Raw genomic sequence first — 18928 nt, 5'->3', positions numbered from 1 at the left:
GTGACTATCTCATAGCCGGAAATTCTATTGTTAACTTTTAATCTTTATCTATGGCGAATGTTTACCTCGCACTTAAAAGGAGTGTATTGTTTGTTTTGCTATTACTTTGCCAGGCTGCTTTTGCCCAGCCTGTTATTAATTCGTTTAGTCCAACCTCGGCCCGGCCCGGTACGCCGGTAACTATCAGTGGTTCGGGGTTTAGTCCTATTGCGGGCTTAAATATTGTTTACTTTGGTCCGGTACGGGCAACAGTGCAATCGGTTAATGCAACTAACCTTAATGTTACTGTGCCTGTTGGCGCTACTTATGCCCCAATAACGGTTACGGTGAACGGACTAACCGCCTATTCGCAACTACCGTTCAATGTTGGGTTTCAGAATTTCAACACAACTTTAGATACCAATGATTTTGGGTCCAGAAAAGATGTGTATGGTGGTTTTAATAATCCACGTTCTATAACATTGGCAGATCTTAATAGAGATGGCCGAACTGATCTTTTTGTTACCAACCAGGTTGGCAATGCAGTTACTGTGATAAGAAATACCAGTGTACCAGGCACAGTGAGTTTTGCGGCCAATAAACATTTTCCCGGCGGCCCCGGTGCTTTTGGCAGTGCAACCGGCGATCTTGATGGTGATGGAAAGCTGGATATAGCTTTTGCAAATTTCGTAAGTACTGGTACCGGTTCTGTTCAGGTTTTAAGAAACAACTCAGTTGGCGATACCATCAGGTTCGATACAACAAGGTATGCTACCGGCGCCGGTTCCACACGTGTTGCCATTGCAGATGTTGACGGCGATGGAAAACCAGATATGGTAGTAGCATCTTCCAATTCAGGCATCGTTTCCATTTTCAGAAATACAACTACAAGTATTGGGGCAGTCAGTTTTGCGCCAAAAGTAGATCTGACCGCATTTAATTCCAACGATATTGCAGTTGCCGATCTGGATGGTGATGGAAAGCCTGAGCTTTTAACTCTTTATAATGGCATATCTAATGGTGGTGTATCTGTTTGGAGGAACTTCAGTGCGCCCGGTATAATTTCATTTGCTGGGAAAACAGATTACCCTACTGGCAGTTATCCCAACTTAATAAAGGTTGGTGATTTGAATGTAGATGGAAAGCAGGACATTGTAGTTGTTAACTACATTAGTTCAAGCATGTCAATTTTCAGGAACAGAAGTACTTTGGGTAATATTATGTTGGAGACCAAACAGGATATTGCAACGGGTAGCAGCCCGAAAAGCGCAGCCATTGGTGATCTTAATGGCGATGGTAGACCTGATATTGCTATTGGTTGCGATACACCAAGGGCAATTTGTTTATACCCCGGTATTTGGAGTGATTCAATTAGGCTGGGCGCCCGGGTTGAATATAAAACAGGAACGCTGCATACTGATGTTGCCATTGGCGATATTGATGGCGATGGGGAAGTAGACCTGGTATTTAATCATAATGTTGGTATATATGCGGTGTCTATATTGAGGAACAAGCAAAATGGCGAATCGCCAATCATTACCAGCTTTACGCCAACAAGCGCAGCAAAGGGCGCCTTTGTAAATATTTTCGGCAAAAATTTAAGCACTACAGGTTCTGTAAAATTTGGTTCGCAATGGAGCGATAGTGTTCATGTAGTGTCTGACAGTGTGGTACAGGCCAGGGTTAATAATGGCGCTACCGGCGATGTTACTCTATACACGCAGTTTGGCTCGGCATCAAAACCCGGCTTTACATTTATTGGCGATACTACGCAAACGCCCGATACTTTGTGCCCGGTAATTACCAGCTTCAGTCCAACAAGCGGTCAACAGGGTACAGCAGTGTATATTTTAGGTTCAAACTTTACTGGCTCTACAGGCGTTCGTTTTGGTGGTGTACCTGCTGATAGTATTGTGATCATGTCAGATACTATGATCAAGGCTATTGTTGATACCGGTGCTACCGGAAGCGTACAGGTGATCTCGCCTTATTGCTCGGCATCAAAACCTGGCTTTACGTATATCGCTGATACTACCAGCATACCCGATACCACTGCGCCGATCATATCAAGCTTCTGGCCAACAAGTGGTACACGTGGCACAACCATTTTCATCTGGGGCTCAAGGTTAACGGGTGCTGTATCAGTTCGTTTTGGCGGTGTGTCGGCAGATAGTATAAGGGTAATGTCAGATACCTTAATAAAAGCAAATGTTAGAACCGGCGCCTCAGGGTATGTTTCGGTATTAACGCCATATGGTTTGGCAACTAAACCAGGCTTTACCTATATCAGCGATACTACCATTAATGATACGTTGTTTGTAAACGCACGTACCGCCAATGCTGATGGGGTAATACAAAAGTTGTTTAAATTGTATCCTAACCCGGCATCAAAGTATGTAACCTGGCAACAACCATTAACCAACCACAAAACGCGGTTGCAGCTGGTTGATATGTTTGGTAGAATAGTGCGACAAGTGGAAGTGGGTAGCAACACACCTCAAACAACCATACAATTGCATGGCTTACTTGGTGGCGTTTATAAGCTGGTTTACATTGATGGAAAGAATAAAGTTACGAGTACATTAATGATAAAATAAACCATACACTTAAAAAATACAAAAGCCTCCCGAATGCATTTGGGAGGCTTTTGCTTTATACAGCCATGTAAAACTATTGTTCATGATCGGTTGATGTAGCCAGCTCTTTTACTGCTGCCATATCTTCCTGTATCAATTTGATCTTTTGCTCAGCAAGTTGATATGAATCTCTGCCGAGAAACACATGTAATGGCGGTGTAGTTTGTTCTGCAATCTCTATCATTACTGCAGCTGCTTTAACCGGGTCGCCAGCTTGTTTATAGTTGATCTCATTCTGGTGAAGTGTTTGAACATCGCGTACCAGTTTGTAATCTGCTATTTCATTTTTAGGAACACCCAGTGAAGCATCGAGGAACTCGGTTCTGAAATACCCTGGTGATACTATTGTTACATGAACACCGAAGGGTTTTGCTTCTGCAGCCAGTGATTCTGAAAATCCATGCATTGCAAATTTAGTAGCAGTATAGCTGCCAAAGCCGGGGAAATTACCGGTGAAACCACCAATAGAAGCGATGTTAAAGATATGACCCGATTTTTGTTTGCGCAGAAAAGGCATTGCTTTTCTGATCACATTTAATACCCCAAAAACATTCACATCAAAATTCTCACGCACCTCTGCGTCTGTTAATTCTTCCAGACTGCCTACCAAACCATAACCTGCATTGTTTACTATTACATCAATGGAACCAAAATGCGATACGGTTTCTTTGATAGCATTTTCAACACTGCTTTCATTTTTCAGATCAACCGCCAGGGGCAGAAATGATTCGCTGCCTGCGTCCACCGCTTTTTTAAGATCGTTTACGTTACGTGAGGTAGCGGCAACGCGATAACCGGATGATAACAATTTTTTTACAAGAGCCAGCCCCAAACCTTTAGAGGCGCCGGTTACAAACCATATTTTATTTTTCATAAAAGTTTTTATTTGATTGTTGTAAGTTTTGTTTCGTTCATGAACTGATGACACAAAGATAGAATGAGTGTGAGTGTTGGTTATTATCGGTTTCAAACAAGTAATTGTATAATTCAAACACTTTGGGGTGAAGGTTAGTTTGTTTGATTAATGTAAGTAGGGAGTTGACAAGTTAACAAGTTGGCAGGTTGACCGGGAAGTTGAAAAGTTGATATAGTTGATGGAGTTGATAGAGGAGTTGTTCAGTTAGCGAGTTGTTCAGTTATTCAGTTGTGAAGAGCAGCGTACTAAAACAAAAAGGCCCCGCCAAAGGCGGGACCGACTATTGTATTTATACTTTTTAACTTATTGTATTTCCTTTATCAACTTTTCAACTTCACACACATCATTAGTTCCGATAAGCCGAAGGCGTCATACTGGTTTGTTTTTTGAAAAAATGATTAAAATGCGCCGGCTCCTCGAAACCTAAACTATACCCAATCTCTGAAATATTCCAGTTGGTATGTTTAAGTAATGTTTTCGCTTCGCTGGTAAGCCTTTCAAAGATATGTTCAGTAGTGGTTTTGCCAGTTGTTAATCGTATGGCGCGGTTGAGGTGGTTTACATGCACTGCTAACTGATCGGCAAAATCGCGGGCCGAACGTAAAGTGAATCGTTGATTGGGCGATTCAATAGGGAACTGCCGTTCAAGCAACTCCGTAAACACTGCTGTAATACGTGCATTCGCATCAATGTGTTGATACAGGGTTTCTGTAGGTTGCATTTTCAAAGCATAATGGATCATTTCCATTATGTAGTTGCGAATAAGATCATATTTGAAAACATAATCACCCTTTATTTCGTCGATCATCTTCTCAAATATCTGCGCCACAAATTTATCCTGCGTTTTATTTAATACGTAGCTGGGTTTGTTGCCTGCAATGAACATGGGCAGGTCTTTAATACCACCACGAATTTTTTCTGTAAAAAACGCTTCCTTAAAAATGCAAAAAAGCCCCTTGGGATCTTCGGTGAGCGGTTCGAATGTATACGGTACATTCGGATTGAAAAAGATGAGGGTTGAACCTGTCACCTCCAGACTTTTATCGGCATAGTGGTATGCATAGGGGCCCTGCATAAGGGCTATCTTATAATAATCACGGCGGGCATAAGCTACGGGCGTTTTGCCCTGTCCCACACAGTCTTCTACCCTGAATACATTAAAATGACCTATATCCTGTTTCAGGTTATCGGGTAACCAGTTCATTTTCTGGCGGTAAAAATCTTCCAGCGTCTCTGTTTTGCCCATATATTAAATTTAAGCAAATTGTATGTATTCACAAGCTCACTTTTACTGCTTCACCTTATAAAATTACAACAACCGCAAAGCCAATACTTTACACGAATCAAACAAAAACTTGCAAAATTCAAACAATTGCAAACGGGTTATTCTGCCATATCGCAATAATAGGCGTGGGTGCTGTCTTTTGAAAACAAAAGGATGAGGTCATGATTGGGGTCATCAGGGTTCCATTTACGTGCCCTTTTATAACCTGCACCCAGGTTTTTGGGTTCAAACCATGTTGGCCTTGGACTATAATTAGGAATTTCATCAATTACTGTTGCGCTATCTTTATCACCCTCATACCAGTTGCCCGTTTCTTCGGCTTTAAGTTTGTTGTAAGCAATAATACGTGCCAGCTCCTTGGGGCAGGTGATAAATTCAAGCCAAATACAACAGTCAATTCTGGGTATATACGCATCCTGGCTATTGATGACCGTTACGCAGTTTGTTTCGGGTTTGCCAAGCACGGCCGTATACATTTCCATTCCGGTGCGTTTGAACGGATTGTCAATTTTGGTAGTCTTTATTTTTTTGTAAGCTTTTTGGGCAAACAAAAAGCTGGTATAAAGACCGGCAGGTATGGCCAGCAGGAAAAAGACCAGGGATATATATATAGGCCTTCTACGCTTTTTTACAATGCCAACAAAGAGTAAAACAATAAATAGAAAAAACAACCCTGTGGTTAAAAGAAAGAAGAGTATCATACATTAGTTTTTGATCGACCTGATCACTTCCCCAAGATATTTATTTTCATCAATTGTTTTAACGCCCAGGCGTACAACGATCAGTTTTTTAGAAGGAATTATGAAAACGTTCTGACCGCCAAAACCGTCGGCAAAGTACATATCAGCCGGGGCATCGGGAAACCAGCGTTTTGATGGGTCTTTGTCATCGGCACCATTCAGCCAGATCTGGTATCCGTAGCGTTTTTGTTGGTTGGCGGTTGCGGGTTGAATGCTTTGCTGCACCCAGTTTTCGGGTAACAACTGCTCACCATTCCAAACGCCGTTGTTATAATAGAGTAATCCAAAGCGTGCAAAATCGCGGGCGGTAGCATAACTATAAGAAGACCCAACATAGGTACCGGAGGCATCGGGCTCAAGCAACAGCGAATACATATTTATTTTATGAAATAATGCCTTATAGGGAAAGGCCGAATAAACGGAGTCGCCCACCGTTTGGCGAATAATACGGCTTAGAATATTGGCGTTGCCGCTTGAATAGTAGAACAGACTGCCCGGTTGATACTTTAAAGGTAATTTAGCGGTAAATGCGCCCATGTCGCTTTGCTTAAACAACATATTGGTAGCTTCGCTGGGTGCGCCGTAATCTTCGGTCCAGTCGAGCCCCGTTGTTTGCTGTAACAATTCTTTCAGGGTGATCTTTTCTTTATCGGTGCCCTTCCATTCAGGCACGGGGGCCGGCGCATCGGGATTTAATTTGCCGGCTTTTACCAGTACGCCTATAACGGCGGCGGTCAAACTTTTACTCATCGACCAGCCAATTAATCGCGAATTCTTATCAAAACCGGGTGCATAGCGCTCGCCAGCAATTTTTCCATCATACACCACCAGGAAGGCACGCGTATAAGCCGGCTGTCCTTTTTTGCTGGTTGCCTGCATGGCATTATCAATAGCGCGATTCAATTGAAGGGTATCAATTGCTGCCGGTGGGGCATCTGTGATCATTTCACCATATGGCCAGGCAATAGTATCCCTGTTTTGTAATGGCGGCTGGGGTATAGCAAAATGTTGTTTCCTGATCTCCGCTTCAGAAAGATCATTTACCAGCGTACATCCAATACCTGTTCTGTAAATAGCTTTGCTTTTGGCCAGTCCCAATACCGAAGCGGTAACAGAACTGTCGGTTGTATTAATATCATAGCTGGCGTATGACACCGGGAAGAACGATAACTCCTGTTTAATTACACTATCGGGATTGCGATGTTGCAGAAAGACAGCGGAGGCCAGATTCTTTGCGCCAAAACCGCTGATTATCGGAAACGCCCGCCAGCAATACCAAACGCCATAAGCCAGGGTTACAGCCAGCATCAACAGAACAATACGAAGCACCTTTTTATACACCCGCATGTAGGAAGGTTTTAATGTGTAAATAAAATTCGCACATTAAAGGCTATTAATTGTAAGAATTTCCGATTAAGTTTATCCGTCTTCCCAAGTTTTCCCCGCATATTGCCGGTATTGGTAAAGTCTTTATTTTTATTGCCCAAATGATCTGCTGCTGATGATGAAAAAAGTATGTCTGCTTATTACCCTGTTGATATTGAGACAGATCGTATGCGCTCAAAATACCATTGGTATTCCTAATATTACCAACTACTTTAAACAGGAATACAATGCCGGTCGCCAAAACTGGGGCATTGCGCAGGATAGCTACGGTATCATGTATTTTGCCAATAACAATGGGCTGCTGAGTTTTGATGGTACCTTCTGGCGCACCTATCCAATTCCCAACGCTACCATTGTACGTTCGGTGGCTATTGATAAAAGCAATAGGATTTATATTGGCGGCCAACAGGAATTTGGTTATTTCTCACCCAATAATCGCGGCGAACTGGAGTATACTTCCCTGCGGAAACAGCTACAAAAGACCGATAACGACTTTGCCGATGTATGGGCTATTAAGATCGTTCAGCAACACGTTTTCTTCCACTCAAACAAAAGAATATTCGAATATACGAATGGCGTATTGAGGTCGTATGCTAGTGTTTACTGGGGCTTTTTAGGTTATGCCAATGAACAATTGCTGGCATATGAATACCAAAAGGGATTGTTATACTATAAGGATGGAACATGGGTGCCGCGAATAAAGGTTGGCGCCTTGCCCCAGGGCATACAATTAAAAGCGGTAGTAGATCTTGGTAACGATAGCCTGATGCTAACATCCGTTGCGCATGGATTATTTATTTTGAAAAAGGATACCGTAACAGCTTTTACAAGCCCCGATATTAAAGACATTGCCGCTAAAAACATTTTCGGCGCCTGTCTGCTGTCGCCCGATAAAATTGCACTGAACACCAATATAGGTGGTTGTATTGTTATTGACAGAAAGGGGAATTTTATACAACGCCTTACAAAAAGCGAAGGCATTCAGAATAACAATGTATTGAGCCTGTTTGTAGACAGGGATAAAAACCTTTGGCTTGGCCTCGATAATGGTATTGACCTCGTTTCTTACAGCAATGCTATCAAGAATATTTTTCCCGAACCCATCGACCGCAATACCGGCTACACATCTATTATTCATAATAATCGGCTGTACCTGGGCGTAGCTACCGGTTTGTACAAAGCCGATCTGGCCGGCGGTGATAATGACATCAGCTATACCAAAAGTTCATTTTCACTGGTTGAAAATTCAAAGGGCCAGGTATGGAATGTGTCGGAGGTGAACGGGCAGTTACTGATGGGGCATAGCCAATCGGCATTTATAGTCAATGATAACAAAGCCAGCTTACTTGATAAACGCACCGGCTTCTGGATCTTTGTTCCTTTATACGACAGCGTTCCCTCTTCGGTGATCATTGCCGGCACCTATAATGGGATTAATTTTTATAACTATAGCAACGGGCGCATCACCTCTTCAAACGACCAGGTAACTTTTGAATCGGCCCGTTATGTGGTAAAGAATAAAAATATCATATGGGCAATACATCCATACAAAGGCTTGTACATGGTTTCTTTCAATGAAAAGAAACAACCGGTTGTTACCAATTATCCCGATAAGAAAAAGATCCTTTCGCAAAACCACAACCACCTGTATAGAGTTGCCGGCAGAATGGTACTCACTACCGATAATGGCATTTTTGAGTTTGATGATGCCAGCAATGATTTTGTTCCTTCGGTTTATTTTAAAAAAATCTTTGGTGATACACCTATCGATTATTTAAAAGACGATAAGTTTGGCAACATTTGGTTTTGCAGCCGTAAAAGGGTAGGGGTTGCCGAACCCCGCAACGGGAATTACAATATCACGTACCTGCCTGAGCTCGATGATAAGATCATGAGCAATGGATTTGAGAATATCAACATCATTGATAGTAACAACGTATTAATAGCTGCCGAAAAAGGTTTCTTCCATATAAATTATGCACGGTATAAAAAAAGCAGGTATAAGCTTACCACGCTTATAAGAAAGGTACAGGTTGATGCCAAAATGGAAGACGTGATCTATGGCGGTTACGATCAGCCGGTTATTCCCGATATTGCGTACGCCGCCAACTCATTACATTTTGAATGCAGTGCCATTGCCTACGGCCAGCAAACAACCACGTATAGTTATTTTTTAAAAGGGTTCGATAAAGACTGGAGCGCCTGGGGCCGCAAAACCGATAAGGAGTATACCAATTTACCACCCGGCAAATATGTTTTTCAGGCAAAGAGCCGCAACTATCTTGATAACGAATCGCCGGTTGCCAGTTTTACTTTTACCATTTTACCGCCCTGGTATCGTACCTGGTGGGCATACCTGCTGTATGCTGTGTTACTGTTCGCTATTTTGTACTGGTTCTATAAAAATCAACAACACAAGTACCGCAAACGTGAGGCGCTTAAATTACTACAGCAACAACAACGTTATGCCGAAGAGCAAAAGCAGTTGCAAATAATGCACGAATTGCAAATGGGCAAAAGGGAAAAAGAGATCATTGAATTAAAGAATGAAAAGCTTCAGGCCGATATAGAACATAAAAATTCTCAGCTGGCCTCCACAGCCATGAACCTGGTGCGTAAAATGGAGATCTTTTCAAAAGTGAAGGACGACCTGAATACCTTTAAAAACAATGAAGAGCTGAAGCCGGCATCAAAAGAACTGCAAAAGATCATTCGCCTTATCGACAGCGAGTTGGATGTTACCCAGGAATGGGAGCAATTCACCGATCACTTCGACCAGGTACACTCCAATTTTTTGAAAAAGCTAAAGGAACAATATCCCGACCTTTCCCCCACCGAATTAAAAATGGCCGCCTACCTGCGGCTGAATTTAACCAGTAAGGAAATTGCCCACCTGATGAGCATTTCAATAAGGGGTGTAGAAACCGGCCGGTACCGCCTGCGCAAAAAACTGGGGCTAACAAGTAATGAAACCAGCCTGTACGACTTTCTGATATCTATTTCGGGATAAAAGGTCACCCAAACGGTTAAAGTGTCAAAGTGCGAACGCTGATGGCGTTCGCACTTTTTTTGCGTAGAACAATATCACGGGTTAAGCTTCAATTCGTTGATAATCATTGATAATGTTTTTCCATGTAGAGGTTTTGACGTAGTGCTAAACTTGGCTTGAGGGCTAGTTTGTTTGCATATTTGCGCTGTATACGTCAATAACGATTGTCTTGGGTTACACCGTCATGCCTGTTTATTACCCCCCTTTGCATACGCCCAAACAGATAGTGCACCACAAGCCACAAGTAGACGTAGAAATAAAAGAAGTTTTTAATACGGGACATCATCAATAAAATATATCAGCAACAGCATGGACAATTGTTTTCGCAGAGGTATTTGGTTGGCAGTATTTGTAATAGTAACGGCGCACACCAATGGACAGGGATTTTTAAAAGCTAGTGGAAAAACCATCGTAAATGAAAAAGGACAAACCGTGTTATTACGATGTATGGGTTTGGGTGGATGGTTATTACAGGAAGGTTATATGTTTCATTTAGGCAATATCGGAACACAGCATCGCATTCGCGAAAGCATAGCCGATGTAGTAGGTGAAGAAAGAACAAAACAGTTTTATAAGGACTGGATAGCAAACCATACAACAAAGGCCGACATAGATTCAATGGCCGCATGGGGATTTAATTCAATCAGGTTGCCCCTGCATTATAACCTGTTCACCCTGCCGGTTGAAGAAGAGCCGGTAGCAGGTAAACAAACCTGGCTTGATAAAGGATTTGCTATTACCGACAGCGTGTTAAGCTGGTGCCGTAGCAAAGGCATTTACCTGATACTCGACATGCATGCAGCGCCGGGTGGGCAGGGAAATGATTGTAACATCAGCGATCGAAATCCCGGTAAACCATCTTTGTGGGACAGCGAAGCAAACGAGCAAAAGCTAATTGCCTTATGGAGCCAGTTGGCAAGGCGTTATGCAAATGAACCTTACATTGGTGGATATGATATAATTAACGAACCCAATTGGGGATTTACCGATAGTGCCGATAAACGCGGAACGGCAGAAAAGATGAATGTGCCATTAAAACAATTGTTGGTTGATTTAACGAATGCTATCAGGGCTGTTGATACAAAACACATGATCATCATTGAAGGCAATGGCTTTGGTAATAATTACAATGGCATTTTACCACCCTGGGATAATAACCTGGTGTTGAGTTTTCACAAGTATGGCAACTTTAACTATAAAGCCAATATTCAAAACTATTTGAACTTCCGCGATACCTATAACATACCGGTATGGTTAGGTGAATCGGGTGAAAATTCAAATACCTGGTTTACTGAATGTATTAGTCTTGTAGAAGAAAATGGTATTGGCTGGGCCTGGTGGCCATTGAAAAAGATGGGTATAAACAATCCGTTGGAGATAAATGTGCCCGAAGGATATGATCAATTGTTGAATTATTGGCGCGGCAAAGGCGCAAAACCCGATAGCACAACTGCCGGGCGCGTGTTACAGCAGATGATCAGTAATGTTAAGATCCAGAATAATAAACTGCACCGCGATGTGCTCGATGCTATGTTTCGCCAGGTGCAGGCAGGAACAACGCTGCCGTATGCACAACATATAATAGGAAAGGGCACAACGCTGTTGCCGGCGGTTGAGTTCGATTTGGGTAAACAGGGCGCGGCTTATTATGATAAAGATTCGGCAAGTTATCATTTTACACCAGGTGTGCATACCCAGGGAAATAAAGGTTACGCATACCGCAACGATGGGGTTGATATTATGCGCAATGATTCAGGTGTATGTGTGTTCAGTATTGAAGATGGTGAGTGGTTGCAATATACAATACACGCGAAGTCGGCTGGTAAATATAAAATAGGATTTAAAACAGCAGCAGAAAAAGCGATAAGCCAGTTGTCGTTACAGGTAAATGAAAACTGGCAGGTAAGTAAACTAACGTTACCGGTTACAGGTGGTGATGCAAATTTTACTACCACATGGGTACAGCATATTGCATTACCAGCAGGGATAACCCGGTTAAAGGTATTGGCCGATAAAGGCGGGTTTAACCTGCAAAGCATTTCATTTATCAAAGAATAAAATAAATATACTATGGATTACTATTAACGATTTTTTATCAAACCATTAAATGAAAAAAATGCAAAGTAACCTGGTTACACTCAAAGCAGGTCTTTTGACCTTAACTGTTGGTTTGCTGTTGACTGGTTGTAAGAAAGCAACCATCGATACCAACGAACAGCAACAACAGGAAGCATCCGGCGCAACGGCGCATACGGAAGCGATAAACAGTACCTTTTCGGTTAACTGGAACGGCTATGCCGATGGCGTGTATACGAGCTCGCAGGCGGCGGCTGATTTTGGAAATATCAGTGGCTGGAACGACAGCCGCACCTGGATCTCAGGTGGTACCTGCCGCATTAAGTTGTTGGCAAATGCATTATCAGGCGCTGGTGGGGTAATTGGTAACGTCGACATTTCTGATGGCAGCGCTTATGAACTGGATTATGATGTACGTTTTCACAGTCAGTTCGATTTCAGCCGCGGTGGTAAAATTGGCTTTGGCTTTTTGGTGGGTGATGGCAACACCGGTGGCGATCCAGGTTGGGATGGTAATGGTGGCAGCTTACGTTTGATGTGGTATCAAACAGATGCGGGCCGTGTATTCTTTCAACCCTATGTTTATTATAGAGACCAGCCCGGTGAGTATGGCAACTCCTTTGGTAAATCATATCCATCGAGTGGTAGCCTCAATAAAGGGCAAACATACCATGTGCACATGTACATAAAGAGCAATACGGGAAGCAACACAGATGGCCGTGCAGAAATTGTGATCGATGGAACAACTGTATTGGATCAGGCAATCCGTTGGACGACCAACGATTCAAAACGCCTTATCAAACAATTAAGCTTCCATACATTCCGTGGTGGCAGCCAAACATACTGGCAGTCATCAACCGACGGGTATATTTATTACGATAACTTATCGGTACATAAAATTAGTAGTTAGTCGTTTCTCGTTTCTCATACAGCAATTGCTATCCTCTGTAAAAACACCACAAATGAAAAAGGACCGGTTGCCGCCGGTCCCTTTTTCGTATAATAGTGTCCCTGTTAATAAGGAAGTTTCTTGGAGAACAATTCTATTACGCCTTTGGCGCCGGCCTGGCCAAACTTTTTAACAGCTGATTCGCCTTTCCACACGTTTATAGATTTTATATCGTTGGGGTTGAGTTTGGTAACTTCTTCATAGGATATAAAACGACCATCGTAAATATAGAGCGCTTCTATAGGAATGTTTTTTGCAGCCGAGCTGTCAATTGGCCGTTCTATTTTTACCTCGTCAGCCATCCGTATAGACAGGTCGGGTTGCAAAGCGGTACCAGTTGGATTTTTAATTGTTATTTTATCTGCAATAAACTTTACGGTATCAGCACCGATCGACATCTCTGGTTTCGGTTCTTCCTTGTCAACTTTCTTAATTGCTACAGGCGACGCCTTTTTCTTCGCCGGGGTTGGTGTAGTGTCATTCTGCAAAACCTGGGCAGGCGCATCAATAATTGCGGTTGGCTTTTCAACCGGCATGGCTTTGCTCTCGGTGGTTGAAACCGACAATGCAGCAATGGCCATTGCAGAAATTGGCAATACCAATGCCCTCCGCAGGTAACTGAACTTTGTTCGGTGGGTTGTTGATAACATAATTAATCGACGTTTAATAGATGAATAATAGAATGAGTGAGTTGGGTTCAGGAAATGATTTCCGTAATGCGCCTGTAACAGAAGCCGCGCAAATTCTTCTACATCATTATTACCAATCGCTTCTTTGTCGGCAATGAATTCATGAATGGCCTTAAGCTCTTTCTGAATGATCCAGTTGAAAGGGTTCATCCAGAAAATGGCGTTTACAACCTGGGTAAAAAGAATATCCAATGTATGTTTTTGATGAATATGCGTGATCTCGTGTTTAAAGATCTTTTGTCCATAGGTTGAGTCCATGGAAATGCTTTCCTTCCAGAAAAGGTTATTAAGAAAAGAGAAAGGCGCATGTTCCAGATCGGTATAAATAAAGTTGATTCCGTCCATGTCTAAAACTGCAGCGTTTCGCTTCAGTTTATAAACCTTAAAAATATTGAGCATGAACATAGCTAACAAGGCTATGCTTACGCCAATAACAGCATAGTTAATAATGCTAAGCCAGGGAGTGGCAGTTGAATGGGAATTGTTGAGCTGTATTGAGAAAGACGAGATATTTTCATATGTAACCGGTGTAGTTTCTTTTTCGATGGTAAACCAGGTAAAATTGAACAGCGGAATTATAAGACTGCTAATAATGCTAAGCAAAAGATAGAACCGGTTGTAGTAATTAAAACTTTTGTTTCGTAAGGCCAGCCAGTAGTAGCCTGTAAACACCCCTGAAATAAAAATTGATTTCAGAATATACAGGAGAATGGTATTACTATTCATTGCCCTTCTTTTTAAGTTGTTTCAAAAGGAATTCCAGGTCTTCGATAGACATTTCTTTTTTATCAACCAGGAAAGATACCACCTTGGTGTACGAACCCTGGAAATAGCTTTCCGTTAGTGCTTTGATGCCGCTGGCACTGTATTCTTCTTTTGTAATTAAGGGATGGTAGAAGTTATTGCGGTTAGGGTTTTTTATGCCAACGAATTTCTTCTCAACAAGTATCTTCAGCAAAGTGCCAACCGTATTGTAATGAGGTTTGGTATCGGCCAGGTGTTCCAGAATATCTTTCATAAAACCACCTTCACCCAAACTCCAAAGTGTTTGCATGATCTGCTCTTCGGCAGCAGTAAGTTTTTTCATGATTATTGTTTTGCCTAAATCTTTAGGCAATATTATGCCTAAAGATTTAGGCAGACAAATATTTCTTGTAAAATCTTTTCATGTTGAAGATCAATGCACTTAAGGAACGTGCAAGCCTGAGCGAGTTTGCTCTGAGTGGGTGGAAGCGTTGAAGGGCTTATTCCGGCCCTTCAGTGGCATTAATTTTTGTTACGATATGTGGAGGTAAAGGATAGTAATTTTCAACAGGCAGCAGTTCCCGTGCCTGTTCTGTTTTCGTTTCAGAAAGAAGTTGGTAGATGTGTTTACAATTGGCAGTAATATCTTCAATATCGGTTATCCATTCACTTACGTATTTCTCAACGGCAATGCCCGATATGCCAATCTGAATAGAGCGATAAGGTAATTCCTGCAGGTTGATATCTTTCTCGGGGTCCCACTGAATACGCACCGGCGATCTTTTTAATTCCTGTTGCCAGTCGGCATTGGTAGCGTGCAGGTGGAGGTAATGTTTGGCAAGACAGGAATTTTCAAGCGCCCATGTAAGCCCATCGCGTTTTATTTTTATTGCCAGAATGCATTCCTGGTCTGCTTTGGTTGCCCAACCAGAGCGGTACATCATCCATAGGAATGATGGCTTTATCCAGGTCATTCGCTCCATTTTAAAAGGCGTTGCCGCAAATGTTTTTTTTCGGGCGGCAGCAAGCCCGATGCTATTGTTGTAAGCCTGGTATACAGTAATTGTATTATCGTCGTATTGTGCGCGGATGATTCTCTTGCTCATTCTAATTGTCAAATTTACTGTTCTTGATTAACTTTATTACATCAAATACCTAACTACATCCCCGGTGCTAAAGATCTGTACGATCTTTGCTCATGGCTTCATCTTTTGCGGAGGCATGCATGGATTTTTCCCGCTCCTTTTTTTAATCACCTTCAATTAAAATAAAGTTTCATATTGTCGGGTTGATATTCCTGTGGGCCGCTATATTGTACTTTGGTTTGTATGCATGGCACCACCCAGATTTTATATTACCTGTTGCTAGCTTACTACCTTTTGTTATTTGTACAATTATTACCATCGCCACCAAACCGGTAAAGGGGCTTTATACCCGGCTTTTGGCAAAGTAAAAGCATGTTTACTTTGCATTTTGAACATTTATTATACGTTTTTGAACGATAAGTATACCTCTTTTACATGTGTTTCAATCGCAGGAAAGCCTTACTTTGCTATGGCCATTAAGGCTTCTTGCATATGAAAAAAAGAATTTCCCTCATGTGTTATTTAGCATTGGTATGCTTATTCCTTTGCTTACGATCAAATGCACAAAACAGTAAATTTCCTTTTCAAAACCATACACTATCGTTCGAAGAGCGGGTGAATGACCTGGTGAGCAGAATGACGCTGGAAGAAAAAGTGTCGCAGATGCTCAATTCTTCCCCGGCAATTCCCCGGCTCGATGTGCCTGCATACGACTGGTGGAACGAAACCCTGCATGGCGTGGCAAGAACGCCTTACCCCGTTACCGTTTTTCCACAGGCAATAGGTATGGCGGCCACTTTCGATACAGGCGCCCTTTTTAAAATGGCCGATTTTTCAGCCCTCGAAGGCCGGGTAATATTTAATAAATCGCTTGCAGCCAGTAAAGGAACTGCACGTTACTTAGGACTTACTTACTGGACGCCTAACATAAATATCTTTCGCGATCCGCGTTGGGGCAGGGGGCAGGAAACCTATGGAGAAGATCCTTATCTCACCGCCATGCTGGGTGATGCGTTTGTACGCGGCCTGCAAGGTAATGATCCTAAATACCTGAAAGCCGCAGCCTGTGCAAAACATTATGCTGTGCATAGCGGGCCCGAACCATTGCGCCATGTGTTCAATGCCGATGTAAGCGCTTATGATCTGTGGGATACATATCTTCCCGCTTTTAAAAAGCTGGTGGTAGATTCAAAAGTAATAGGCGTCATGTGCGCATATAACGCCTTTAGAACACAACCTTGTTGTGCAAGCGACCTGTTAATGACAGATATCTTACGTAACCAATGGAGCTTTAGCGGTTATGTAACATCCGATTGCTGGGCCATAGACGACTTCTTTAAAAATCATAAAACCCATCCCGATGCGGCATCTGCATCAGCCGATGCTGTGTTTCATGGCACCGACCTCGATTGTGGAACAGATGCCTACAAGGCATTGGTACAAGCTGTAAAAGATAATAAGATCACCGAACAACAGATAGATGTATCGGTAAAGCGATTGTTCCTTGTAAGGTTCAAACTCGGTATGTTCGATCCGCCATCGCTGGTGAAATATGCACAAACACCCGATTCGGAACTGGATGCGCCGGCGCATGGTAAACATGCCTTGCAAATGGCCCGGGAGTCGATCGTACTTTTAAAGAATAAGAACAATGTGCTGCCGCTTTCAAAAAATCTGAAGAAGATCGTAGTATTGGGTCCCAATGCCGATAATGTACTTGCCCAGCTGGGTAATTATAACGGTATACCTTCAAAGCTAACTACTATATTGCAGGGAATAAAAAATAAGGTAAGCGCATCAACGCAGGTGGTATATGAAAAGGCGGTGAATTTTACCAATAACAATGTGCTTTCATTTACCGATATCAGCAATGAATGTTCTTTTGAAGGGAAGAAGGGCATTAAGGCAAGCTACTATAATAACAAGGACCTTACCGGTGAACCCGCGGCAACTGTTTATGAACAACAGATAGATCATGAGTGGCAGGAAGGCGAGAATGTGGTTGCAAATCTTCGCGCCAATAATTTTTCAGCTCGCTATATTACCGATTATAAACCTACCGGCAATGGCAGTATTACGTTTGAACTGAATGCCGACGATGGCGCCAGGTTTATCGTAAATGGTAAAACGGTATTCGATTCCTGGACAAGAAGACAAAGGAGTATTGCCACCTATACGCTTACAACACAAAAGGATTCTGTATACCATCTTGTACTTGAGTTTTGGCAGGGCGAAGGCAAAGCAACGCTTAAAATGAACACTGGTAATTTTGTAACTACCGATTTCAATGCACTGGCAAAGAAGCATAGTGATGCAGATGCATTCATATTTGCCGGGGGCATATCGCCGCAGTTAGAAGGTGAAGAAATGAAAGTGAGCGACCCCGGTTTTAAAGGAGGCGACCGTACAACCATTATGCTGCCGGCTATACAAACAGAGTTAATGAAAACATTGCAAGGCACAGGTAAACCTGTAATTTTTGTTATGATGACCGGAAGTGCTATTGCAACGCCGTGGGAATCGGAAAATATTGCTGCTATTATGAATGCCTGGTATGGCGGACAAGCCGGTGGCATTGCCATTGCAGATGTGTTGTTTGGCGATTATAATCCATCGGGCCGTTTACCTGTTACGTTCTATAAAAGTGATAGCGATCTAACTTCATTTGAAGATTATTCAATGAAGAATCGTACCTATCGTTATTTCACCGGAAAGCCATTGTATGGTTTTGGTTACGGGCTTAGTTATACAACCTTCCGTTATGATCAATTACAGGCTCCGGTTACAGCAGCCAGTGGAAAAAGTATTGCTGTTTCTGTACGGGTTACCAACACCGGCAAAAAGGAAGGCGACGAAGTAGTGCAGTTGTATTTAGTAAATAAGAATACAGCTATTTCAACGCCGTTAAGAGCGTTGAAAGGATTTAATAGAATTGCATTAAAGCCGGGAGAAAGTAAGCTGGTGAAGTTTACGTTATCGCCGGAAGATCTGACTTATGTAGATGCCAACGGAAAACGGTTGGCGCTGAATGGAAAATTGCAAATATGTGTAGGCGGAAATCAGCCAGATGAGCCAAATCCTATGAGTGGTAATGTGGTAAAGAAAGAAGTAACAATTAAATAGCTTGCAAATAAAACCCCGCCTGATGATGCGGGGTTTTTCTTTTTTGGCAAAAAAATCGAAGTATTAATATTTATAATGTGTTAATTGCCATTTTTGCTGCTTTTTCTTGAGTAAATTATGTATTCTTACCAATGTTTATAGGGAAAAACGGCTTTGAAATGCGTTTTTTATGGTGTTAGAAATTAAAGTTACCTCCGGAATTTTGCCATTTCAATTAACTATGTATTTTAGCGACCTGTTTCCTAAAAAGGCAAAAATTTTAGCATTCTTC

Annotated in this window: 12 protein-coding genes; 5 read left to right on the top strand and 7 right to left on the bottom strand. The window is 42.3% G+C overall.

The window, feature by feature from the left end:
• Positions 1-50: 50 nt before the first annotated feature.
• Positions 51-2576: an FG-GAP-like repeat-containing protein gene (locus GGD38_RS34115; RefSeq protein ID WP_375297962.1), complete on the top strand. Its 2526-nt coding sequence runs from the start codon at positions 51-53 to the stop codon at positions 2574-2576.
• A gap of 73 nt (positions 2577-2649) precedes the next feature.
• Here the strand turns inward: GGD38_RS34115 and GGD38_RS34110 are convergent, their stop codons facing one another.
• The 4 genes from GGD38_RS34110 to GGD38_RS34095 all read right to left on the bottom strand — a co-directional run bounded on the left by GGD38_RS34110 (position 2650) and on the right by GGD38_RS34095 (position 6903).
• Positions 2650-3489 (bottom strand): oxidoreductase, encoded by an 840-nt coding sequence (locus GGD38_RS34110; protein WP_375297963.1) that lies wholly within the window; start codon positions 3487-3489, stop codon positions 2650-2652.
• A gap of 388 nt (positions 3490-3877) precedes the next feature.
• Positions 3878-4777: an AraC family transcriptional regulator gene (locus GGD38_RS34105; RefSeq protein ID WP_375297964.1), complete on the bottom strand. Its 900-nt coding sequence runs from the start codon at positions 4775-4777 to the stop codon at positions 3878-3880.
• Between the two features lie 137 nt (positions 4778-4914).
• Positions 4915-5517: a hypothetical protein gene (locus GGD38_RS34100; RefSeq protein ID WP_375297965.1), complete on the bottom strand. Its 603-nt coding sequence runs from the start codon at positions 5515-5517 to the stop codon at positions 4915-4917.
• Positions 5518-5520: 3 nt separating this feature from the next.
• Positions 5521-6903: a serine hydrolase domain-containing protein gene (locus GGD38_RS34095; RefSeq protein ID WP_375297966.1), complete on the bottom strand. Its 1383-nt coding sequence runs from the start codon at positions 6901-6903 to the stop codon at positions 5521-5523.
• Positions 6904-7057: 154 nt separating this feature from the next.
• On the opposite strand from GGD38_RS34095, the gene GGD38_RS34090 reads away from it, so the two are divergent.
• The 3 genes from GGD38_RS34090 to GGD38_RS34080 all read left to right on the top strand — a co-directional run bounded on the left by GGD38_RS34090 (position 7058) and on the right by GGD38_RS34080 (position 12977).
• Positions 7058-9952, top strand: a complete 2895-nt coding sequence (locus tag GGD38_RS34090) for a triple tyrosine motif-containing protein (RefSeq protein WP_375297967.1) — start codon at positions 7058-7060, stop codon at positions 9950-9952.
• Positions 9953-10300: 348 nt separating this feature from the next.
• On the top strand, positions 10301-12049 hold the full coding sequence (locus tag GGD38_RS34085) for a cellulase family glycosylhydrolase (RefSeq protein ID WP_375297968.1): 1749 nt from the start codon (positions 10301-10303) through the stop codon (positions 12047-12049).
• 49 nt (positions 12050-12098) lie between these two features.
• A complete protein-coding gene (locus tag GGD38_RS34080; protein WP_375297969.1) occupies positions 12099-12977 on the top strand; it encodes a polysaccharide lyase in 879 nt (292 codons plus the stop codon).
• Between the two features lie 104 nt (positions 12978-13081).
• On the opposite strand, the gene GGD38_RS34075 is transcribed toward GGD38_RS34080, so the two are convergent.
• From GGD38_RS34075 to GGD38_RS34065, 3 genes are all read right to left on the bottom strand, one after another.
• Complete coding sequence (locus tag GGD38_RS34075) at positions 13082-14431, bottom strand: M56 family metallopeptidase (RefSeq protein WP_375297970.1); 1350 nt, start codon at positions 14429-14431, stop codon at positions 13082-13084.
• Positions 14424-14792 carry a BlaI/MecI/CopY family transcriptional regulator gene (locus GGD38_RS34070; RefSeq protein ID WP_375297971.1) on the bottom strand — a complete coding sequence of 123 codons (369 nt, stop codon included), beginning with the start codon at positions 14790-14792 and terminating at the stop codon, positions 14424-14426. The genes GGD38_RS34075 and GGD38_RS34070 overlap by 8 nt, the downstream gene beginning before the upstream one ends.
• A gap of 157 nt (positions 14793-14949) precedes the next feature.
• The gene (locus GGD38_RS34065; RefSeq protein WP_375297972.1) at positions 14950-15555 is read right to left on the bottom strand and encodes a DUF4291 domain-containing protein; all 606 of its coding nucleotides are present in this window, start codon (positions 15553-15555) and stop codon (positions 14950-14952) included.
• Between the two features lie 471 nt (positions 15556-16026).
• On the opposite strand from GGD38_RS34065, the gene GGD38_RS34060 reads away from it, so the two are divergent.
• Positions 16027-18657 carry a glycoside hydrolase family 3 C-terminal domain-containing protein gene (locus GGD38_RS34060; RefSeq protein WP_375297973.1) on the top strand — a complete coding sequence of 877 codons (2631 nt, stop codon included), beginning with the start codon at positions 16027-16029 and terminating at the stop codon, positions 18655-18657.
• The last annotated feature ends 271 nt before the right edge of the window (positions 18658-18928 follow it).

Origin of the sequence: Niastella sp. OAS944 (assembly GCA_024809215.1) — a bacterium.
In the GTDB taxonomy this organism is placed as follows: Bacteria; Bacteroidota; Bacteroidia; order Chitinophagales; family Chitinophagaceae; genus Niastella.
Note: the sequence above shows the minus strand (reverse complement) of the source record. Positions and strands in the feature narration are given on the sequence as shown.

Excerpts from the sequence above, each read along its gene's own strand:
- GGD38_RS34115 (WP_375297962.1), top strand. The coding sequence starts at position 51 with ATGGCGAATGTTTACCTCGCACTTAAAAGGAGTGTATTGTTTGTTTTG.
- GGD38_RS34110 (WP_375297963.1), bottom strand. The coding sequence starts at position 3,489 with ATGAAAAATAAAATATGGTTTGTAACCGGCGCCTCTAAAGGTTTGGGG.
- GGD38_RS34105 (WP_375297964.1), bottom strand. The coding sequence starts at position 4,777 with ATGGGCAAAACAGAGACGCTGGAAGATTTTTACCGCCAGAAAATGAAC.
- GGD38_RS34100 (WP_375297965.1), bottom strand. The coding sequence starts at position 5,517 with ATGATACTCTTCTTTCTTTTAACCACAGGGTTGTTTTTTCTATTTATT.
- GGD38_RS34095 (WP_375297966.1), bottom strand. The coding sequence starts at position 6,903 with ATGCGGGTGTATAAAAAGGTGCTTCGTATTGTTCTGTTGATGCTGGCT.
- GGD38_RS34090 (WP_375297967.1), top strand. The coding sequence starts at position 7,058 with ATGATGAAAAAAGTATGTCTGCTTATTACCCTGTTGATATTGAGACAG.
- GGD38_RS34085 (WP_375297968.1), top strand. The coding sequence starts at position 10,301 with ATGGACAATTGTTTTCGCAGAGGTATTTGGTTGGCAGTATTTGTAATA.
- GGD38_RS34080 (WP_375297969.1), top strand. The coding sequence starts at position 12,099 with ATGAAAAAAATGCAAAGTAACCTGGTTACACTCAAAGCAGGTCTTTTG.
- GGD38_RS34075 (WP_375297970.1), bottom strand. The coding sequence starts at position 14,431 with ATGAATAGTAATACCATTCTCCTGTATATTCTGAAATCAATTTTTATT.
- GGD38_RS34070 (WP_375297971.1), bottom strand. The coding sequence starts at position 14,792 with ATGAAAAAACTTACTGCTGCCGAAGAGCAGATCATGCAAACACTTTGG.
- GGD38_RS34065 (WP_375297972.1), bottom strand. The coding sequence starts at position 15,555 with ATGAGCAAGAGAATCATCCGCGCACAATACGACGATAATACAATTACT.
- GGD38_RS34060 (WP_375297973.1), top strand. The coding sequence starts at position 16,027 with ATGAAAAAAAGAATTTCCCTCATGTGTTATTTAGCATTGGTATGCTTA.